Raw genomic sequence first — 18,520 nt, 5'->3', positions numbered from 1 at the left:
TATAAATTTCTTTTCACCTGCCCTTCAAAACCCTTGAAATCACCCTTCCACTCTGATAAATTGGCTCCCTACGAAAAGGCCCCAGTTATCAACATCTGTGAATAACCCTGTGAATATCTTCCGGCGGTAGAGCAATCGTTCTGGCCTCGTTTGCCCCTCTTTCTTACAGAGCTGCCGGAACCCGTGGTGCAAATGGATTCCGAAGCTATCTGGAAAAACTGCCTCAAATCGATTGAGACCCATGTAAGCCCTCAGCACATTGCCACATGGTTCAAGCCCATAAGGGTGCTGGGCGGAAGCTCTTCCCACATCGAGCTCGAGGTGCCGAACCGTTTCTTTCTCGAGTGGATAAAGGAGCACTATCTCGTCCTCCTGGAAGATGTACTCCGGAAGGTGTCGAAGAAAGGCCTTGAGCTTGCCTGGTCTGTAAGTGACGAGCCCCAGGCCGTTGCCACCAGGAAAAAGGAAAAGGAAAGCGGCAAGGCCCCCAGGCAGACAGGTTCGACCCTCAACGGCAAGTACACCTTCGAGAACTTCGTAGTGGGCAAGGCCAACGAGTTCGCGCACGCGGCCTGCTCTGCCGCCGCCGGGAACCTCGGGAGCAAGTACAATCCCCTTTTCATTTACGGCTGCGTGGGTCTCGGAAAGACCCACCTCCTCCAGGCAATAGGCCACAAGGTCCTCGCCCTGAACCCCAGCGCAAAAGTCTGCTATTACACCTCCGAGCGCTTCGTAAACGACTTCATAAACTATGTAAGCCGCCAAAAGATGAGCGAGTTCAGGAGCAGGTTCAGGAACGTCGACGTCCTCCTTATCGACGACATCCAGTTCTGGGCCGGTAAGGAAGGCACGCAGGAGGAGTTCTTCCACACATTCAACACCCTTTACGAAAACCACAAGCAGATAGTCGTGACGAGCGACAAGTTCCCGAAGGACCTGAACGGCCTCGAGGAGCGGCTCCGGTCGCGTTTCGAGTGGGGGCTTGTCGCGGATATCCAGCCGCCTGATACGGAAACCAAGATCGCGATACTCAGGAAAAAGGCGAAGGCCGAGGGCGTGCGCCTCCCGGACGACGTGGCAGGATGGCTCTCCGAGGTATGCGGCTCAAACGTAAGGGAGCTCGAGGGTTTCCTTAACAGGATAATCGCGGTATCGAGCCTTACGAACCGTGATATAGACCTCTCTATGGCCAGGGAGGCTCTTAAGAACCTCATAAAGGAGATGGAGGAGAAGGTCTTCACCATAGACGAAATCCAGAAGGCCGTCGCTTCGTTTTATGATATAAAGCCCTCGGAGCTTAAGAGCAAGAGAAGGCACCAGAATATCGCGCTACCGAGGCAGATAGCCATGTTCCTCGCGAGGGAGTACGGCGGCTTCTCTTACCCTGAAATAGGATCTTCTTTCGGAGGGAAGGACCACTCGACGGCCATACACGCTTGTAAGAAGATTGAAAAGGCGATAAAAGAGAACGGCGAGGTAAAGCAGGCCTTGCGTTCTTTAAAGCAGAACCTCGGCATAAGGTAGCTCGTTCAAGCTCTTGGGCGTTGTCCCAACAGCTTTATCAACACCCCGGGGGTTTTTTGTTGGTATGCCACCGCGTGGTGTTGGTAAGTAGGGGCCTTCTGTTGATGCATTTGCCGGGGCGGCAGAAGGTTAGCGGTGGCGTCTCTTTTACGAACAGTTGAGCGCCAGAGCTTAGTCTTTCCTTTCAAGGGCTTGGGCGTTTATCAACACATTAACAGGGCCTACTACTATCTACTACTCTCTAAGAGATTATAAAGAGATAGAATACAAATCCAAATACAGGAGAACAGGATGAAGTTCACTATCGGTAAGCCAGACTTCATAAAGGTGCTCCAGAGGATACAGGGCATCGTGGAAAAAAGGAACACCATGCCCATACTCGCGAACGTGCTCCTGGACGCCTCAAAGGGCAAGGTGACCATCATGGCTACCGACCTGGAGGTCTTCATCAGGGACGCGGCCCAGGCAGGCGTCTCAGAGGAAGGCTCCGTAACGGTGAACGCGAGGAAGGTCTTCGAGATAGCCAAGGAGCTCCCTGGCGACCAGATAGACGTATCGACCGGCAAGGACGACAAGCTTACGCTTAAGGCCGGAAAGGCAAGGTTCAACATCATGGGTCTTCCGGCAAAGGAGTTCCCCTCGTTCCCGGACCCGGAAGAGGGGTCGCTACAGCCGATAGACGGCGAGACCATGAGGAACATGATAGACAAGACCTCATTCGCGGTATCGACCGATGAGACGAGGTACAATATAAACGGCTTCCTTCTCGAAAGGGAGGACGGCAGGATAAAGATGGTCGCAACAGACGGGCACAGGCTTGCCCTCATTGTAAGCGAAGGCGACAATATAGCAAAAGGCCAGAAGGAAGGGGTGCTCCTTCCGCGAAAAGGCGTAATGGAGATGAAGAAGGTCCTCGATGAGAGGGAAGGGGACTTCTTCCTAGGCATAACCCAGAAGAACGCGGTCATGAAGAGGGACAATACCGTAATCACGGTACGCCTTCTTGAAGGCGAGTTCCCGGACTACAGGAGGGTCATCCCCAAGGACAATGACAAGGTGGTGAGAGCGAAAAGGGAAGACCTTCTTTCATCCCTCAAGAGGGTCTCCATACTCTCGACCGACAAGATAAAAGGGGTCAAGTTCAACTTCTCGAACTCGAAGCTGGTATTGTCGTCCTCAAGCCCAGAGATAGGGGAAGCCACCGAAGAGGTCGACATAAACTATTCGGAAGGCGATATAGATATAGCCTTCAACGCCCGCTATTTCATAGACGTGCTCGAGGCGCTTAAGGAAGAAGAGGTAAGGATAAACCTGAAGGACTCTCTTTCGCCGGGAATCATAAGGCCGGCCGGGGGCGAGGACTATACCTACATAATCATGCCCATGAGGCTCTGATGCGTACGTCCGCCCGGGAAGGAAGGCTTTTTTCCCGGAACGCCATACCGCAGACGACCAGGTTTTCCGGCTAGCTCCTTAACCGAAACCGCTTGACATTCAAGGACTCCCTGTGTCTAAATAGAGGTTTGACCAGGGCCATGCCCCGCTATTTACAGCACACAGCAGAACTAAAAAGAAAAGGGACACGCCATGCCGAAAAGGACATTTCAGCCGAGCAATAAAAGGAGACTCAGGACCCACGGGTTCCTTACGAGGATGGCCACAAAGGCCGGAAGGGCCGTAATAAAGAGGAGAAGGGCAAAGGGAAGGAAGCGCCTTTCAGTGACCGTAAGCTCCAGTAAGTAAGCCCGGCGTTCCATACTTAAGTTTGGGGTATCCGGATAACCGAGATAAAAAGGCGACCCGCCGCCGCTCGCTAAAAAAAACCGGCAGGTGAAGGGCGGTCGTTCATTCCTGGATTGAAAGCCATTGGTTTTCCGACCGGAATTAAAAAAGGGAGCCGGCCGGATGAAAGGAAAAGAAGGGTTTTCCTTTTCGAAGGAAGAACGGCTGCTCAGGCCCGAAGATTTTAAAAGGGTCCGGAAGAGCGGAAAAAGGCTCTCCACCAGGAGCTTTACCGTGTACCTTCTCCCGAACGGGCTCGGCACAAGAAGGCTCGGGATCGCGGTCAGCACCAAAACCGGAGGCGCTGTCAAAAGGAACAGGATAAAGAGGCTCCTCCGTGAGTTCTTCAGGCAGAACAAGGCGCTTTTCCCCGCCTCTACCGACATATTTATCTCGGTAAAAACCCTCGAGCACGCGGGCCGGCTCAAAGGCGTGGAGGAGGAACTTAAAAAGGCGCTCGGCCAGCCTGGGCCGGCTTCCGGATAGAAATGCTCAAGCAACCCCTCATATTCATTATTTCCCTTTACAAGACCCTTATTTCGCCGGTCCTTCCGCCCTCCTGCAGGTTCTACCCGAGCTGCTCGGAATACGCCAGAGCCTCAATAGAGGCCCACGGAGCCCTGAAGGGGTCGTACCTCGGCGCCAGAAGGCTTTTAAAGTGCCACCCATGGCACGAGGGCGGATATGACCCGGTGCCGCCCGCAAGGGAAAAACAACTGAACAGGACGCCACAGCATGGATAAGAAAGTCTGGATCGCCTTGATACTCTCGATGGCGGTGCTATTCTTCTACCCTTATTTCATACAGCAGTTCTACCCTGCCCAGGACGCTCAAAAGACAGCGGAGGAGGCAGCGGCTCCAACGGAGCAGCAGGCCCGGGAAGCGGCCCCGGCCCTGCCAGCGCCCCCGCCGGTTAAAGAGGTGCGGACGACAGTCGAGACCCCGCTCTTCAGTTCCGTCCTTTCAAGCAACGGCGGCAGCATAATTAGTTTCGAGCTCAAGAAATACAGCGAGGGGCTTCAAGACGGCCGCACCGTAAACGCCTCTGAGAAGGTCGGAAAGCGGAACTCGTTCGCTACGCGCCTTGAGATAAACGGGACTGTCGAGAATATAAGCTTCTTCCCCTCAACGGAGGCGGTCACAATAAATGAATCCCAGCAAGCTGAGCTCGTCTATAAAGGGACCTCCTCCACGGGCCTTATTATAGAGAAGAGTTATCTCTTCTCAAGCGACGCTTACCTCATAGATACCGGGCTCAAGGTCACGAACCCGACCGGCAGTACGATTTCCGTGAGGGCCGAGACGGTCCTCTTCGCGGACGTCTCGGGCAAGGACGACACGGGCTACCACCAGGGCCCCATAATAAGGACCGCGGACAAGCTCACAAGGCAGGACGAGGGCGACCCTGCCTCAACCGGGACCGGGCAGCTAAAGTGGCTAGGCCTGGAGGACAAGTATTTTCTCTCCGCGTTCATACCTCAGGCCGAGAAGCAGGTCTCGTGGTCTGCTGAGGCGCCCGCGCCCGGCCAGTCCAGGGCAGCGCTTCAGCTCCCCCTGACTCTCGCCCCGGGCGAGACGGCTTCATTCAGTTACGGCTCCTTCATCGGCCCCAAGGAGTACGACAGGCTCGTAAAGCAGGGCCTCGGCCTCGAGGAGTCGATAGAGTTCGGCTGGTTCGACTGGCTTGCGAAGCCTTCCCTGGTGATATTGAACTTCTTCAACAGGTTCCTCGGCAACTACGGGATCGCGATAATAGCGCTCACGTTCATAATAAAGATACTATTCTACCCGCTTACGAAAAAGAGCCTCAACTCCATGCGCGAGATGCAGAAGATGCAGCCCCAGCTCGCGGCGCTGAAGGAAAAGTACAAGAACGACAAGGAGAAGATGAACAAGGAGCTCATGGAGCTCTACAAGCGGAACAAGATAAACCCGCTCGGCGGCTGCCTGCCGATGATGCTCCAGATACCCGTGTTCATCGCGCTCTACGAGGTGCTCTATGTGGCGATAGAGCTCCGCCATGCCCCGTTCTTTTTCTGGATACAGGACCTTTCTGCCAAGGACCCGTATTACATAACCCCCATACTCATGGGCGCGACCATGTTCGTGCAGCAGAAGATGACGCCCACGGCAATGGACCCGGCGCAGCAGAAGATTATGATGTTCCTGCCGCTCATATTCACGTTCATGTTCCTGACTTTCCCGTCGGGGCTCGTGCTCTACTGGCTCGTAAACAACGTCCTTACCATAGGGCAGCAGTATTTCATATACAAGACCCCGGTCAAGGCCAGGGCCTGAGGGAAAGAGGAATAAGGAGTTCCGGGGAGGTCCGGACAAAGCCGAAGAGAAACCCCGGCCCCCAAGGGCCGGGGTTTTTTATTGAGCACGAAACCGATTCGATTCACCGCGGCGTTCCCCCCTGGAATCAAAGTGTTTGCATTTTTTCGGAAAAGGCCATGAAAGAAGGCATATCTGACACCATAGCAGCTGTAGCGACAGCCCCGGGGCCGGGCGGCATAGGGATTATAAGGATAAGCGGGCCGGATGCCCTTGCCGTGAGCCTTAAGCTTTTTAAGCCCGGAATTGACGGCTTGAAAGAGAGATATCTTCATTTCGGCCTCATAACCTCAGCCGAGGGCGAGCTCCTGGACAGGGGCTTCCTGGTCTTTATGAAGGGGCCCAGGTCCTATACCGGCGAAGACGTTGTGGAGCTACACTGCCACGGCGGGCCGATTCTTTTAAGGCAGGTACTATCTGCCGCGCTTTCAGCCGGCGCGCGGGCCGCGCTCCCCGGCGAGTTCACGAAGAGGGCTTTTCTCAACGGGAAGATGGACCTTGCCGAGGCAGAGGCGGTCTCAGACATAATAATGGCCGAAACAGGGCTGTCGCTTGCGGCCGCGCGCGGCAGGCTCGAGGGCGGGCTTTCAAGGAAGGTCGCGTCGATAAAAGGGCCGCTTGTTTCTCTTCTTGCGCGGCTGGAGGCTGAGCTGGATTTCCCGGGCGAGGAGGTGGATATCCTTTCTGATGGAGGGATGAGCGCTTCAATTTCAGCCGCAATGGAGGCGCTTCTGAAGATGCTCAAGACCTTTGACGAGGGCGCGGCGCTCCGCGAGGGCGTGAAGGCGATCATCCTCGGCAGGCCCAATGCTGGGAAATCGAGCCTCCTGAACGTGCTCCTTCAGGAGGACCGGGCCATAGTGACCGAGCTGCCCGGCACGACAAGGGACGTAATAGAAGTGGTCCTCAACATAAGGGGCATCCCCGTGATGCTCATGGACACGGCCGGACTCAGGGAGTCATGCGACCGCGCAGAGGAGATCGGCATAAGGCTCGCAAGGGAGAAGACCGCAGAGGCAGGGCTCGTCATTTATGTAGCCGACATGTCCGGCGCATTTGATGAAGACCTCGCCATACTCGAAGGGCTCTCCGGTAAAAAGGTCATTATCGCCGCGAACAAGAAAGACCTCCCGGCCGTAAAGGCAGAGGATGCGGAGAGGGCCTTTGCAGGAAGGCCCCTTGCCTTCATATCCGCGCTCAAGGAGGAAGGGATCGAGGAGCTTAGGGAACTCATCTTCAGGGAGGTGGCCGGGCACCCTGCGGGCGCACATTCCTCCCCGCCGGGCGAGCTGGTTGCCTCTGTCCGGCACAGGGACTGCCTTGAAAGGTCTTCCCGTGCGCTCAGGAGAGCCCGGGAGGCCGTTGGTTCGGGGCTCCCTAGGGAGTTCGTCGCGGCCGACATACGGGAGGCTATCGATTCGCTCGGGGCCATAACCGGCGAGACCACGCCGGATGACGTGCTCGAGATGATATTCAGCTCCTTCTGCATAGGAAAGTGAATTTTAAATACAAATAGAGACTCTGTCCTGCCGCAAGAGACTTGAATTGGCTTCCATCAGGGCTTTCACCGCAGCTGAAAGGAAATATGTCCATAGAATACATCTTAATAGGAGTAACTCTCCTTCTCATACTTTGTATATTCGCGAGCAAGGCTTCGAGCCTCCTCGGAGTGCCGTCGCTTCTGATATTCCTTTTGGTAGGGATGCTCGTAGGCTCGGACGGCCTTGGCATCCACTTCGACGACCCCGTGCTCACGCAGGCCATCGGGGTCGTGGCGCTCTCGTTCATACTTTTCTCGGGCGGTCTTGACACGAACTGGGAGAGCATTCGTCCGGTCCTCTGGAAAGGCATCGCCCTTTCAAGCGCCGGGGTGCTCGGAACCGCGCTCCTTGTGGGCTGGTTCGTCTCCGTGATCACGGATTTCAGTTTCCTTGAGGGACTCCTCCTTGGCGCGATCGTCTCCTCTACCGACGCCGCCGCGGTCTTCTCCATACTACGCTCAAGGAACGTGAGCCTTAGAAAACCCCTTAAGCCGCTCCTTGAGCTCGAGTCAGGCTCCAACGACCCCATGGCGGTATTCCTCACGATCGGAGTCATCGGGCTCATAATGACCCCCGGATTCAGGCTCGTGGACATGGTCCCGCTTTTTCTCCTGCAGGCGTCCATCGGCGCTGCCACCGGATACTTGATGGGCAGGGCCATGACCTATACCGTGAACAGGCTGCAGCTCGAATATGACGGGCTCTATCCGGTCCTCACCCTCTCCTTCGTGCTCCTCATCTACGGGGCATCGGCCGCCCTCGGAGGAAACGGCTTCCTTTCGGTCTACATAGCCGGTCTCGTAATGGGAAAGAGCGACTTCCTTAAGAGAAGGAGCATTTTGAGCTTCCACGACGGCCTTGCGTGGCTTATGCAGATAGGCATGTTCCTTACGCTCGGGCTCCTGGTCTTCCCATCGCGGCTCGTCCCCATAATCGGGGTGGGGCTCCTCATATCTGCCTTCCTCATAATCGTTGCCAGGCCCGTGAGCGTCTTTCTCACCCTCTATTTCTTCAGGGTGCCGTTCAGGGACAAGGCCCTGGTTTCATGGGTGGGGTTACGGGGCGCTGTGCCGATCATACTCGCGACCTTCCCATTCGTGGCCGGGATGGAAGGGGCGGACCTTATATTCAATATCGTCTTCTTCATAGTCCTTACCTCGGCGCTCGTTCAGGGCACGACCATACCGATTATCGCGAAGCTTCTCAAGGTGACCGAGCCCTTCGCGCCCGAGACCTTCCAGAAGATGGCGGAGCAGCTTAAGAGCGAGCTTACGCCAGTCGAGGTGCCGGAGAGCTCGGCTGTGATCGGAAAGAAGGTCGTTGACGCGGGCTTCCCCAAGGGCGTGCTCATAGTCTTCATATGGAGGGACGACAAGTTCATCGTGCCCGACGGAAGGACCGTGCTGGAGAAGAAAGACAAGCTTTTCGTGCTGACCGACAGGAGCTCTTTCGACAGGATAAAGGCAGTGCTTTCGGAGAAGAGGTAAGGCCGGAAAGAGGGCCCTTGTTATTTCAAGGCTGGACCGGCGAGACGAAACCGTCGGGCTTTATCGCCAGGACAGACGAGGTTATCTTTCCGAGTATCCTTTCGGCGGTATTGCCGATGAGGAGGCCCGGGAGGCCCGCCCTTCCTACCGTCCCCATCACGACGAGCCCGGCCTTTTTCTCCTTCTGCATCGCCGGGATGATGTCCCAGGGACTTCCCTTTACGAGATGCGTCTCATGCCGTAAGCCGCTCAAGGCCGCCTTTTCTACTATCTCCTTTAGCCATCTCGCGTGCAGGGCATGGGTCTCATTGAGGTATGCCTCGAGGTCCTGGCTCGAGAGGAGGCTCCTTACCCTGTAGAGGCTTTCGGAAAGGAGCTCCCAGGCGTGCACGACGTGTATAACGCCGCCCCAGGCCTTTGCAATTGTCGCGGCCGCTTCCAGTATTTTTACGTTGAGCGCGTTCCTTTCCGGATGGTACGGGTCAGGGTCCACTGCCGCCAGTATCCTCTCGAAATGGCAGCCCTTCGACGGCTTTGTAATGAGCACCGGGCAGGGGCATTTACGGAGGAGGTGCATGTCATTGCTGCCCAGGAAGGCGCCCCTCAAGCGCCCGGTCCTCTCAGAGCCCTTGACGACCAGGTCGTGCCCGCCCCTTAATACCTCGCGTATTATCTCGATGAAGGGGGTCCCGATAAGGAGCCTCGCCTCGGCGCTTACCCCTTTCGACGAGAGCGAATCGAGGGAGGACTCAAGCTCGTCGCCTTCCTCCCTTGCGACCCTGTTCCAGAGGTCCATGAAGGAATTATCGCCTTTGAGGTTTGCCGGCAGGTCCTCGAGCGCGTCGGCGAGCACAAGAGAGGCCTTCGCGTGCCTTGCGAGCCTGGCGGCGCATTCGAGGGCGGCCTCCTGCCTCTCCCCTCCCCCTATTGCCAGTATGCTTTCGAGTTTCATGATGATGAAGTATATCATCGCCCTCGAAAAGAGGCAACAGGGACCGGAAAAGCGGATTTCCAAAAACAAGGCTGAAATGATATTATCGGGTCGGATTATAGGCAGAGGAGAATAGCGTTGTTTACGAGGATTTTAGCCGTAGTCATTATAGCCGCTTCGCTAATAGCGGCCGCCGTTTACTTCAATTCGCATGCTGGAAAAACGGCAGGCCACGAAAAGACTGCGCTTCGGCAGGTCGAGCGCTCAAAGGTCTGCATGGTGCAGGACCGGGTCTCATTCATGGGGAACATCCCTGTAGAGATAGACGGGAATACATATTACGGCTGCTGCCCGAACTGCGTGGGAAGGCTCTTGTCTACCGGCGCGCTCCGCTACGCGATCGACCCGGTCACGGGGAACGTGGTGGACAAGGCCGAAGCCATTATCGTTTCAAGGGAGGACGGCACTGTAATCTATTTTGAATCGGAAAAGACGGCATGCGATTATCATAAGGCCGGGGAAAGCATCTGATATGACCACCCGGATTGAATTCCGGTATACGGAGAGCTGAGATTCAAAGGCGATATATCCTCTCCGCTCGCCGAAATGAAAAACTCAAGCACCTGCGCCTTGCTCAAGGCCCGTGCGCCGGCTCAGGCAATGTGTGCCTTCCAGAACGACTCAGCCTCTTCAACGTCCGCCCTGCTCCCGATTATAAGGGGCGTCCTCTGGTGTAGCTCCCCAGGCTTTATCTCCATAATCCTTTCGATGCCGTTCGATGAGCGGCCACCTGCCTGCTCGACTATGAACGAAAGCGGGTTGGCCTCGTAGAGGAGGCGGAGCTTGCCGTTACGGGACTTCCTGTCCGCCGGATAAAGGAAGATGCCGCCCTTCAAGAGGTTACGGTGGAAGTCCGATACGAGGGAGCCCACGTACCTGGCGCTATAGTCCTTCCCGTCCGACTTGAGCTTCTCTATATAAGCCCCTGTCCCCGGGAGCCAGTGTTTGCTGTTCCCCTCGTTAATGCTGAATATCTTCCCTTTCTCTGGAATTTTGATATCCGGGTGCGAAAGGAGGAACTCGCCGACGCTAGGGTCGAGCGTGAAGCCGTGTACGCCGTGGCCTGTCGTGTATACCATCATGGTGCTCGAACCGTAGAGGATGTAGCCTGCCGAGACCTGCTCGACCCCGGGCTTGAGGAAGTCTTCAGCCGTGACCTTGCCGTCCCGGCACCTGAGTATTGAGAAGATCGTGCCCACGCTTACGTTCACGTCTATGTTGGATGAGCCGTCGAGAGGGTCGAAAAGAAGGAGGTAGCACCCTTTTGGGTACTTGCCGTCCACGTGAATGATGTCGTCCATCTCCTCCGAGGCCATTGCGGAGAGGTGTCCCCCGTGTTCCATGGCCCTGATGATGGTCTCGTTTGCGAGCTCGTCGAGCTTCTGGACCTCCTCGCCGTGAATGTTGCTGTTGCCTGATGCCCCGAGTATGTCTATGAGGCCCGCGCGCCGCACTTCCCTTGATATGACCTTTGCGGCGGTTACGAGGTCCGAGAAAAGCGCCGTGAAATTTCCGGTCGAGCCCGGGTGCCGCCTCTGCTCTTCAAGAAGGAACTTGGTAAGGGTCATCCCGATGGACATGAAGGGCCCTCCTCTGGAGAATTTTCTAACAGGCTGCAGAAAACACAATCTGCTGCGTCGTCTTCAAAATTGGACACTCCGGCGTACAATAAAAGTACGCTCATTCCTCATTTTTCGACTCCTTGCATCTTGAGTTTTTTGAGCAGCCTGTAAGCTGCGACCCTTGATTATATACTGAAATCAGGGGATGTGAAGCCCTTTTTCGTCCTTTTTAAAGCGCGCGGAGGGATGCGGTTTTTCAGTACGCGCCTGCCCTGAGATCGGGGAAACGGAAGCCCTCTAACCTGGTAAGCTCGAAGAGGCCGGGGTACTTCTCGTCCTCAAGGAGGATCTTCCTTACGTTACCCTGCCAGAGGCTGTAGAAGAGTTCCTTCTCCTCTTTCGTCGCCATGCCTCTCATGACCCTGGGCATGAGGTCGTTCATCCTCGGGTCTCCTGAGAGGGCCTGGGGATTGTAGGATATTTGAACGGCCTTTCCGTTATCCTCCCTCTGGAAGACGAAGGTATTGAACTGGGGGTCCTCGGCGTCGAAGAAAAGCTTATTGTTCCTGCCGAACCTCCCGCCTAGCCCCTTGAAACCGGTTGCGCCGGCAGCTCCGGTTATGAGTGAAATTACATGGGCCTGGGGACCATAGGCCAGGTCGCCGGGACCGCCTTTTACTAGAATCTTTATCTCTCCCCTTACCGGGACCTCTTCGCCGTAAAGGGCCTTGAGTGCTTTCTGCGTAAGCCTGTATGCGCCTGAAACGGCCGGGCATGAATGACCGGCCACCAGCACGGCATCCGTGTAGTTGATGACGAAAAGCTCGTTCTCGTCCTGGGCGCCCAGGAGGTGCGCAAGCGGCTCCTTAAGCCGTATGGGCTCGACCTCGTTAAAGAAATCCTGGCGCCATTTCGTGGTTTTCTTCATGAAGACTCCTCTCTTCAGGGCGAATGCCCCGGATAAAAATTTTAGCAAAAAAGGGCCTTAATTTCAAGTTTAGGGGAGCGCCCCCGGCCCACATGCGCATTTTTACACATGAACCACACTAACGCACTGATATTTGTCTTAAAAATTCATGCTGCTTTTTTAAATGGGATGATTGATCCCTTTTTGCTCTCCAAAAGCTTCGAGAGGCCTACAAAGCGATTTTTAAAAACGTTTTCAAACCGCAATTTCTCTTGACAAGTTTGAGTTTGATTTATAAAATAAGTTTAATTTTATATCGCAGATTATTTTTGAACTTAATTATGTTCCCTTCATTCAAATACAGGAGCAATTATAGGGGTGGGCATAAGAACTCCGGAACTTCTTTCAAAAATCGATATTCCCAGGCAAAAGCTCTATTACCTTGAGCAGAAGGGGTTTATAAAACCCCGGAAGATCCTCATCGGGGATAAGGAGTTCAGGGAATATTCTGAAGAGGACGCAAAGAAGGTCGAATTCATCTGGAAATACCTTAAAAAGGGTTTCAAATACAAGATAGCCTACGAAAAGGCTATGGAAGAGCTCCAGAATCCGCAGTTGAACCTGGTCAAAACCGAAAAACCCGCTTAGACGGTAGGAGGAGCCGAATGGAAGGGCTTTCAATAAGCTCTGAACCGCCCAGTAGCAAAGCGGCTAAAGTCGCGGTAAGGTCCGATTTAGCCGAGTATATCGAGTGCCCCGCTTCAAGGCCTGAGAGCTGGAACGACTGGAAATGGCAGCTCAAAAACCGCATTACCTCCCTTGAGGCGTTGAAAGACCTCATTCCCCTTACCCGGCGGGAAGAGGAAGGAATCAAGCGCGCCACCGGCCGCCTGGCCATGGCCATCACCCCTTATTTTCTCACGCTCATCGACAGACAGGACCCCAAATGCCCCATAAGGAAGCAGGCAATACCGAGGCTCGAGGAATTCAGCGTTTCTTCCTGCGAGATGGTAGACCCGTGCGGAGAGGACTCCCATACCCCTGTTCCGGGGCTCGTCCACAGGTATCCTGACAGGGCCCTCCTTATAGTGACCGATTCCTGCGCCATGTATTGCAGGTATTGCACGAGGAAACGGATGGTCGGGGAAGAGCACCCGCCCATGCCCGTAGAGCGCTTCGATGACGCGATAAAATACATCAAGTCGAAAAAATCCATAAGGGATATCCTCATCTCGGGCGGCGACCCGCTCATGATGAAGACCGAGGTCCTCGAGGACTATATAAAAAGGCTCAGGGCCATACCGCACCTTGAAGTGATAAGGATAGGAACCAGAGTCCCTGTGACGCTGCCCATGAGGGTGACCGGGGAGCTCGTCGCGATGCTCAGGAAATACCACCCGCTCTATATAAGCATCCACTTCTCGCACCCGAAGGAGATTTCTCCCGAGGTCGAGAAGGCCTGCTCCATGCTCGCTGACGCGGGGATCCCGCTAGGCAGCCAGACCGTACTCCTGAAGGGCGTAAACGACAGGCCCGCTGTGATGAAAAAGCTCATGCAGGAGCTCCTCAAGATACGGGTCAGGCCATATTACATCTATCAGTGCGACATGGCAGTGGGCACGGGCCACTTCAGGACGCCTGTCTCGGTGGGCATCAATATAATGGAGGAGCTCCGGGGGCATACTACAGGCTATGCGGTGCCGACCTTTGTGGTCGACGCGCCGGGGGGAGGGGGGAAGATCCCGGTTGCGCCCACTTACCTCATATCCCAGGCCAAGGGCAAACTGACGCTCAGGAATTACGAGAACAAGATTTATACATATTCGGAGCCGGAGTAGTAATGAAGAGCGACGACCTCCTGGACGGACTGGAAGGCGGCGGAGCGGCTGTTCAGCCCGGTCTTGCTGAAAAGGAGCCGGCCGGGATCGAGGACCGGGAGAACTATTTTCTCAACTGGCTTACGGCCACGCCCGCCCAGATGAGGACGCTCAAGAGCCTCGAGCTCGATCCTGAAAGGAGGCACGAGACCGTTCTTGCGGCCCTCCTCAAGGACCGGAGCCGGAACGTGATCCCTTTCAAGTCAGCCTTGAAAAAGACCCGCGTGGACAAGGACTGAACTCCTCTCCCGCCTCAAACCTTGATTCCTTTGATCTCTCTGGGTTGAATTCCCGCCGCTTGCGGCGGGATAGTTCATTCCCCTGCGTCCCCCGCCTTGATTTCCGGCCCTGTTAATACTATATTATACGGGAAGCACATAACTGTAAAGGAGCAGGGCATGGAAGACTTTTCGCACCAGATAATGGATGAGGACTATAAGAAGGAACTCCTCGACATCCTCTATAACAAGTCCTTCAAATATGACGAGGCCGGGTTCACGCTTTCAAGCGGCAAGAAAAGCAACGTCTACATAGATGTAAAAAAGACGGCCCTCTCTTCGGTCGCGATGGAGCTTATCGGCTACGCGTACTTCCAGAAATTGAAGCTCGCGCCCATCGACGCGGTGGGCGGCATGACCTTCGGGGCAGACCCAATAGCCTACGCGGCGGCCCTCACATGTACTGTCAGGGGCAAGTACCTTGACGTATTCGTCGTGAGGAAGGAACCAAAGGGGCACGGCACACAGGCCTGGGTAGAGGGCGACGTGAAGCCCGGCGCCAACGTGGTGGTCGTCGAGGACGTGGTCACGACCGGGGCCTCCACCATCAAAGCCGTGCAGAAGGCCAAGGAGGCGGGCTATAATGTGCTCCGCGTAATACCTCTTCTGGACAGGGAAGAGGGCGGCGCCGAGAACATCCAGAAGGAGACCGGCGTTAAGGTCGACCCCATCTTCACGTTGTCGGACCTCATGGAGGTCCACAATAAGAAGATGGAGGAAGAGGAGAAGGAAAGGAAGAAGAAGGAGAGGGAAAAAGAGAGGCCGGTATTCTGAGGGACTCCTTTGCGAACGGCCTTTTTTAGTAAAAACAAGAAGAGGCTTGGCCCTTTCGGGCCCGGCCTCTTCTTGTTTCAGTCCGATCTAACCCAAGAGGTAGCAAAATGAGCCTTTCTCCGAAGGACAGGATAATATTCGCGCTTGATGTGCCTGACCTCGAAGGCGCGCGGAAGTATATAGGCCTCCTCAAAGACCATGTGGGCGTATTCAAGATAGGGCTTGAGCTCTTCGTATCCTCTGGCCCGGAGGTGGTGAGGACGGTCCGGGAAATCGGGGGGAGGGGCGTATTCCTGGACCTCAAATTCCACGACATACCCGAGACCGTAAAGGGGGCCATGAGGTCGGCCGTTGCTCTTGGCGCGGACTTCATTACCGTCCACACATCGGACGGCAGTTCCATGCTCAAGGCCGCGGCAGAGGCAGCCGGGAATACAAAGGTGCTCGGAGTCACGGTCCTTACCAGCCTTTCGAGGGAGTCGTTTCCCGATGCGGGGATTGACGCGAACTTCACGCCCGAATCCCTTGTCCTCCACCGTGCCGGGGTCGCGAAAGCCGCCGGGTGCGCCGGGGTAGTCTGCTCCGGCCTCGAAGCAAAGGCCGTTCGAGAAGCGCTCGGCCCGGATTTCCTCATCGTCACGCCGGGCGTGCGCACGGCCGAAGACGCCAAGGGCGACCAGAAGCGGATAGTTACGCCGTTTGAGGCGATATCGAACGGAGCAGACTACATCGTCGCGGGCCGCCCCATAAGGGATGCGAAAGACCCGGCCGGCGCGGCGGAAAGGATCGCTTCCGAAATAGAAAATGCGATACAGGACAGAATTTGATCAAATAGAGGGACGTCCGTTAAATTAAGAAAGTCCAATTTGTTTTTACTTTTTCTTTTTGGAAATCGTTTACAAAAGGAAGGACCTTATGGCAGATTCAATTTCGGGAACAACGAGCAAAGATAAAGAGTCGTCGAAGCAGTCACTTGACGATAAGCAATTTCGAAATGAAGGAGATACGGAGCGTCTTCTAAAAAACAAGATCGGACACAGAAGTCCTCGCTCCAAGCAAGACATTATGCAAATCGATTATCTAACCGAAGTAGTAGAAAATGAAAAAAATGATAAAAAAGATTGGAACAGTTCAGATTCTAGTGAAATAGATGCCTTATTAAAGGAGTACGAAAGTTTAAGAACAGAAAGTTTGAATACTATTACCATTCGTGCACAATCAATAATTTTCGGCTTAACTGTAATTGGAGCGATTTACGCTGGAGCAATGCAGATCGATAACCCGGAAAAAAATTGGAAATTAATAACTCTATTATTCAGTGGAGTCATTCCTATGATTACATTAATTCTTCTTATATTATGGGTAGGTGAAGCTATGAGAATGAGAAGGGCTAGTGATTTTATAGCCGGAGATATTGAGGCAAAAATAAACAAAAAATTCGGAAAACTTGTGCTAACATATGAACAATGTCTTAAGACAGAAATCCTTCCGCGAGATAAATTTTTTGGTCCTTCTGCAATTATTATGTTTTTACTCATAATGAATTCAATCGTTTCACCTATTATAGGAGTATTACTTTCCGGGAGAGATTTTATTGTGTTTAGCGCATCTCCAATATGGATACCATTGATACCATGGTTTTTTATTTTGCTAATTATTCTTTTCTTTTTGGTTCAGCGTAAAAGAATAATCGCTGACAAGGTCGCCTTTACGGCGATTAATTTTGATAAATAATACGTCAATTTTTTGGGCTGGGAATCTGGAAAATTGAGGAATGACAAAAATCTCGCCTTGCAATCTTGAGATAGGAGCCCTCTATTAAGAGGGCTCCTATCTCTCATAATTTTATCCTATTACCGATTCGTCCTCGAACCGCGTGTCTTCAACGCTCGCCACATCGAACTCAAAGCCCTGGGTATAGGGGTGCTCCTCCCCCTCCATGAGGCCCTGTATTATCTCTGCGTACTGCTCCCTGGCCTCCTCGACCGTTATCTTTTCATTAACTATGTCGTTGGCCAGGTTCAGGGCCAGGAAGTTCGCCTCCTCGCGGTCGCACATGGCAGAGGCGGTCCCCAGCGTGCGCTCCACTATGACGCTCCCGTCAAACTCCGCGAGCTCGTCGAACTTGTCAGGAGGCACCTGGAAGGGAATAGTCTGGCGAAGGGTGTCGTCATGCTCCTTGGGGAAGTTGTGGTTCACGACATCCTTATGCAGGACGGTCTCCATCCAGGGCCCGTTATCGCGCCAGATGAGCCTTGTCGGCGTAATCTCGTCGGGCTCGCCGTATTTGTCCACCATCTGGTTCGCGGCGTTCCGCGCGGCCTCAGGCCAGTCAGTGACGAATTCCTTTGCCGACCTGCCTTCTATCGCGGTAACGGCGCTCGCGAGGCTCGAGAGCGCGACAAAAAAGATCAATAAGATTGGCAGATGCAGTTTCCTGTGCATGCGGCACCTCCTTTTTTCGTGCATTGAACATATTCAGAGTATGAAGGAAAAGGTTTGCTGCCTCAAGTTGCCGGATGAAAAATGGATTAGGGGAGGGAAAGGTTCAGTTCCTGAACGACCGGTTCATCGCAAGGAATCTTTCATTAAAGGTGAGGGGGAGGGCTTTTTCCGGCTCGTCCTTAAGTGTTGCGCTTATGTGGAGGTGAGGCTCGAATGAGTTGCCCGAATTGCCCACCCGGGCTATTACCTGGTTTTCTTTCACCGATTGCTTCTCTTTCACGGTGATGCTCCCTTGCAGGAGGTGCGCCATGAGCACCAGGGCATCCCCGCACTCGATGACTATATGGTTTCCGGCCGGGTTTTCCGTGTCTGGCGAGCGCGGCGGGTTGTCGGGCAGGCCGTCCTTCACCTTGGCCACACTGCCTGAACAGGGGCTGTAGACGACCTCCCCGTATATCTTATGAAGGTAAAGCTCCGAAGGGAAAAAGCCCGATGCCCTGTTCCCGAGCATGTTGAGCTTGACTATGTCGAGGGCGTAGCGGTCCGCGGCCGAGGAATGGAAGGGGTTCGCAATACGGCCTGCCCCGCCCTGCAGGACGTAATACCTCCCTTCCTTGAGCGGAAAAGAAAGATCGAGCGGCTCGTCCTTGATGAACCTGCCTTTGATGGCAAGGAAATCAAGGGTAAGAAAGATTACGAGCAGTATGATTCTCGGCCTGTAGCTTGCGCGCCCCCTGCTGTCCCTCCTTCCGAATATGGTCCGGTCCTCGAGCCTGGGAAACGTCTTCACTACAGCGATTGCGAAGAGGAGCGCTATCGCGTATTTGAGCCACACGCTCGCGAAAGCCCATGTCCCGGCTACCAGGAAGAAGACCACGACAGCGGCGGAAAGGAGCGCACGGGTAGCCCAGTCGGTTCTGCTCGTGAACTTGCCTTTCCAGAGCCATGCTGAGCAGAGGAGCGGGAACGCGATCGAGATTAGCGTGATTACGGAGATTACGACCGGGAGCATCAG

Annotated in this window: 20 protein-coding genes; 15 read left to right on the top strand and 5 right to left on the bottom strand. The window is 54.5% G+C overall.

Translation table 11 applies throughout. The annotated features are described in order from the left end of the window. The first annotated feature begins 192 nt into the window (after positions 1–192). The 8 genes from dnaA to K8I01_12020 all read left to right on the top strand — a co-directional run bounded on the left by dnaA (position 193) and on the right by K8I01_12020 (position 8,671). A complete protein-coding gene (gene dnaA / locus K8I01_12055; protein ID MBZ0221151.1) occupies positions 193–1,524 on the top strand; it encodes a chromosomal replication initiator protein DnaA in 1,332 nt (443 codons plus the stop codon). 291 nt (positions 1,525–1,815) lie between these two features. Next, positions 1,816–2,919, top strand: coding sequence for a DNA polymerase III subunit beta (gene dnaN / locus K8I01_12050; protein ID MBZ0221150.1), 1,104 nt, complete (start codon positions 1,816–1,818; stop codon positions 2,917–2,919). 192 nt (positions 2,920–3,111) lie between these two features. Further along, positions 3,112–3,267: a 50S ribosomal protein L34 gene (rpmH, locus tag K8I01_12045; protein MBZ0221149.1), complete on the top strand. Its 156-nt coding sequence runs from the start codon at positions 3,112–3,114 to the stop codon at positions 3,265–3,267. Positions 3,268–3,429: 162 nt separating this feature from the next. Further along, positions 3,430–3,792, top strand: a complete 363-nt coding sequence (gene rnpA, locus K8I01_12040; protein ID MBZ0221148.1) for a ribonuclease P protein component — start codon at positions 3,430–3,432, stop codon at positions 3,790–3,792. A gap of 2 nt (positions 3,793–3,794) precedes the next feature. Next, positions 3,795–4,049 (top strand): membrane protein insertion efficiency factor YidD, encoded by a 255-nt coding sequence (yidD, locus tag K8I01_12035; protein MBZ0221147.1) that lies wholly within the window; start codon positions 3,795–3,797, stop codon positions 4,047–4,049. Then, the gene (yidC, locus tag K8I01_12030; GenBank protein ID MBZ0221146.1) at positions 4,042–5,604 is read left to right on the top strand and encodes a membrane protein insertase YidC; all 1,563 of its coding nucleotides are present in this window, start codon (positions 4,042–4,044) and stop codon (positions 5,602–5,604) included. The genes yidD and yidC overlap by 8 nt, the downstream gene beginning before the upstream one ends. A gap of 158 nt (positions 5,605–5,762) precedes the next feature. Beyond that, positions 5,763–7,142: a tRNA uridine-5-carboxymethylaminomethyl(34) synthesis GTPase MnmE gene (gene mnmE / locus K8I01_12025; protein ID MBZ0221145.1), complete on the top strand. Its 1,380-nt coding sequence runs from the start codon at positions 5,763–5,765 to the stop codon at positions 7,140–7,142. Between the two features lie 86 nt (positions 7,143–7,228). Then, entirely contained in the window at positions 7,229–8,671 is a 1,443-nt protein-coding gene (locus K8I01_12020) for a potassium/proton antiporter (GenBank protein MBZ0221144.1), read from the top strand. Between the two features lie 25 nt (positions 8,672–8,696). Here the strand turns inward: K8I01_12020 and K8I01_12015 are convergent, their stop codons facing one another. Then, positions 8,697–9,641, bottom strand: coding sequence for a universal stress protein (locus K8I01_12015; protein ID MBZ0221143.1), 945 nt, complete (start codon positions 9,639–9,641; stop codon positions 8,697–8,699). A gap of 99 nt (positions 9,642–9,740) precedes the next feature. On the opposite strand from K8I01_12015, the gene K8I01_12010 reads away from it, so the two are divergent. Continuing rightward, positions 9,741–10,133: a hypothetical protein gene (locus K8I01_12010; protein MBZ0221142.1), complete on the top strand. Its 393-nt coding sequence runs from the start codon at positions 9,741–9,743 to the stop codon at positions 10,131–10,133. 122 nt (positions 10,134–10,255) lie between these two features. Here K8I01_12010 and fbp read toward each other — a convergent pair whose 3' ends face one another. Together fbp and K8I01_12000 are read right to left on the bottom strand one after the other, a co-directional pair. Continuing rightward, on the bottom strand, positions 10,256–11,242 hold the full coding sequence (gene fbp, locus K8I01_12005; protein MBZ0221141.1) for a class 1 fructose-bisphosphatase: 987 nt from the start codon (positions 11,240–11,242) through the stop codon (positions 10,256–10,258). 238 nt (positions 11,243–11,480) lie between these two features. Next, on the bottom strand, positions 11,481–12,152 hold the full coding sequence (locus K8I01_12000) for a hypothetical protein (protein ID MBZ0221140.1): 672 nt from the start codon (positions 12,150–12,152) through the stop codon (positions 11,481–11,483). Between the two features lie 357 nt (positions 12,153–12,509). Here K8I01_12000 and K8I01_11995 point away from each other — a divergent pair, with 357 nt between their 5' ends. The 6 genes from K8I01_11995 to K8I01_11970 all read left to right on the top strand — a co-directional run bounded on the left by K8I01_11995 (position 12,510) and on the right by K8I01_11970 (position 16,794). Then, positions 12,510–12,779, top strand: coding sequence for a hypothetical protein (locus K8I01_11995; GenBank protein ID MBZ0221139.1), 270 nt, complete (start codon positions 12,510–12,512; stop codon positions 12,777–12,779). Positions 12,780–12,796: 17 nt separating this feature from the next. Further along, the gene (locus K8I01_11990) at positions 12,797–13,969 is read left to right on the top strand and encodes a KamA family radical SAM protein (protein ID MBZ0221138.1); all 1,173 of its coding nucleotides are present in this window, start codon (positions 12,797–12,799) and stop codon (positions 13,967–13,969) included. Between the two features lie 2 nt (positions 13,970–13,971). Further along, entirely contained in the window at positions 13,972–14,247 is a 276-nt protein-coding gene (locus K8I01_11985; protein MBZ0221137.1) for a hypothetical protein, read from the top strand. Positions 14,248–14,406: 159 nt separating this feature from the next. Then, a complete protein-coding gene (pyrE, locus tag K8I01_11980) occupies positions 14,407–15,060 on the top strand; it encodes an orotate phosphoribosyltransferase (GenBank protein MBZ0221136.1) in 654 nt (217 codons plus the stop codon). Positions 15,061–15,167: 107 nt separating this feature from the next. Further along, positions 15,168–15,887, top strand: coding sequence for an orotidine-5'-phosphate decarboxylase (gene pyrF / locus K8I01_11975; GenBank protein ID MBZ0221135.1), 720 nt, complete (start codon positions 15,168–15,170; stop codon positions 15,885–15,887). An 88-nt stretch (positions 15,888–15,975) separates the two neighbouring features. Continuing rightward, positions 15,976–16,794, top strand: a complete 819-nt coding sequence (locus K8I01_11970) for a hypothetical protein (GenBank protein ID MBZ0221134.1) — start codon at positions 15,976–15,978, stop codon at positions 16,792–16,794. Between the two features lie 111 nt (positions 16,795–16,905). On the opposite strand, the gene K8I01_11965 is transcribed toward K8I01_11970, so the two are convergent. Next, on the bottom strand, positions 16,906–17,505 hold the full coding sequence (locus K8I01_11965; GenBank protein ID MBZ0221133.1) for a hypothetical protein: 600 nt from the start codon (positions 17,503–17,505) through the stop codon (positions 16,906–16,908). Positions 17,506–17,608: 103 nt separating this feature from the next. Then, a complete protein-coding gene (locus K8I01_11960; protein ID MBZ0221132.1) occupies positions 17,609–18,517 on the bottom strand; it encodes a M23 family metallopeptidase in 909 nt (302 codons plus the stop codon). Positions 18,518–18,520 lie beyond the last annotated feature (3 nt).

The sequence above is a fragment of the Deltaproteobacteria bacterium genome, from assembly GCA_019912665.1.
GTDB lineage: Bacteria > Desulfobacterota > GWC2-55-46 > GWC2-55-46 > GWC2-55-46 > UBA5799.
The sequence above is the reverse complement of the archived record's forward strand: the minus strand, read 5'-3'. Positions and strand labels throughout refer to the sequence as shown.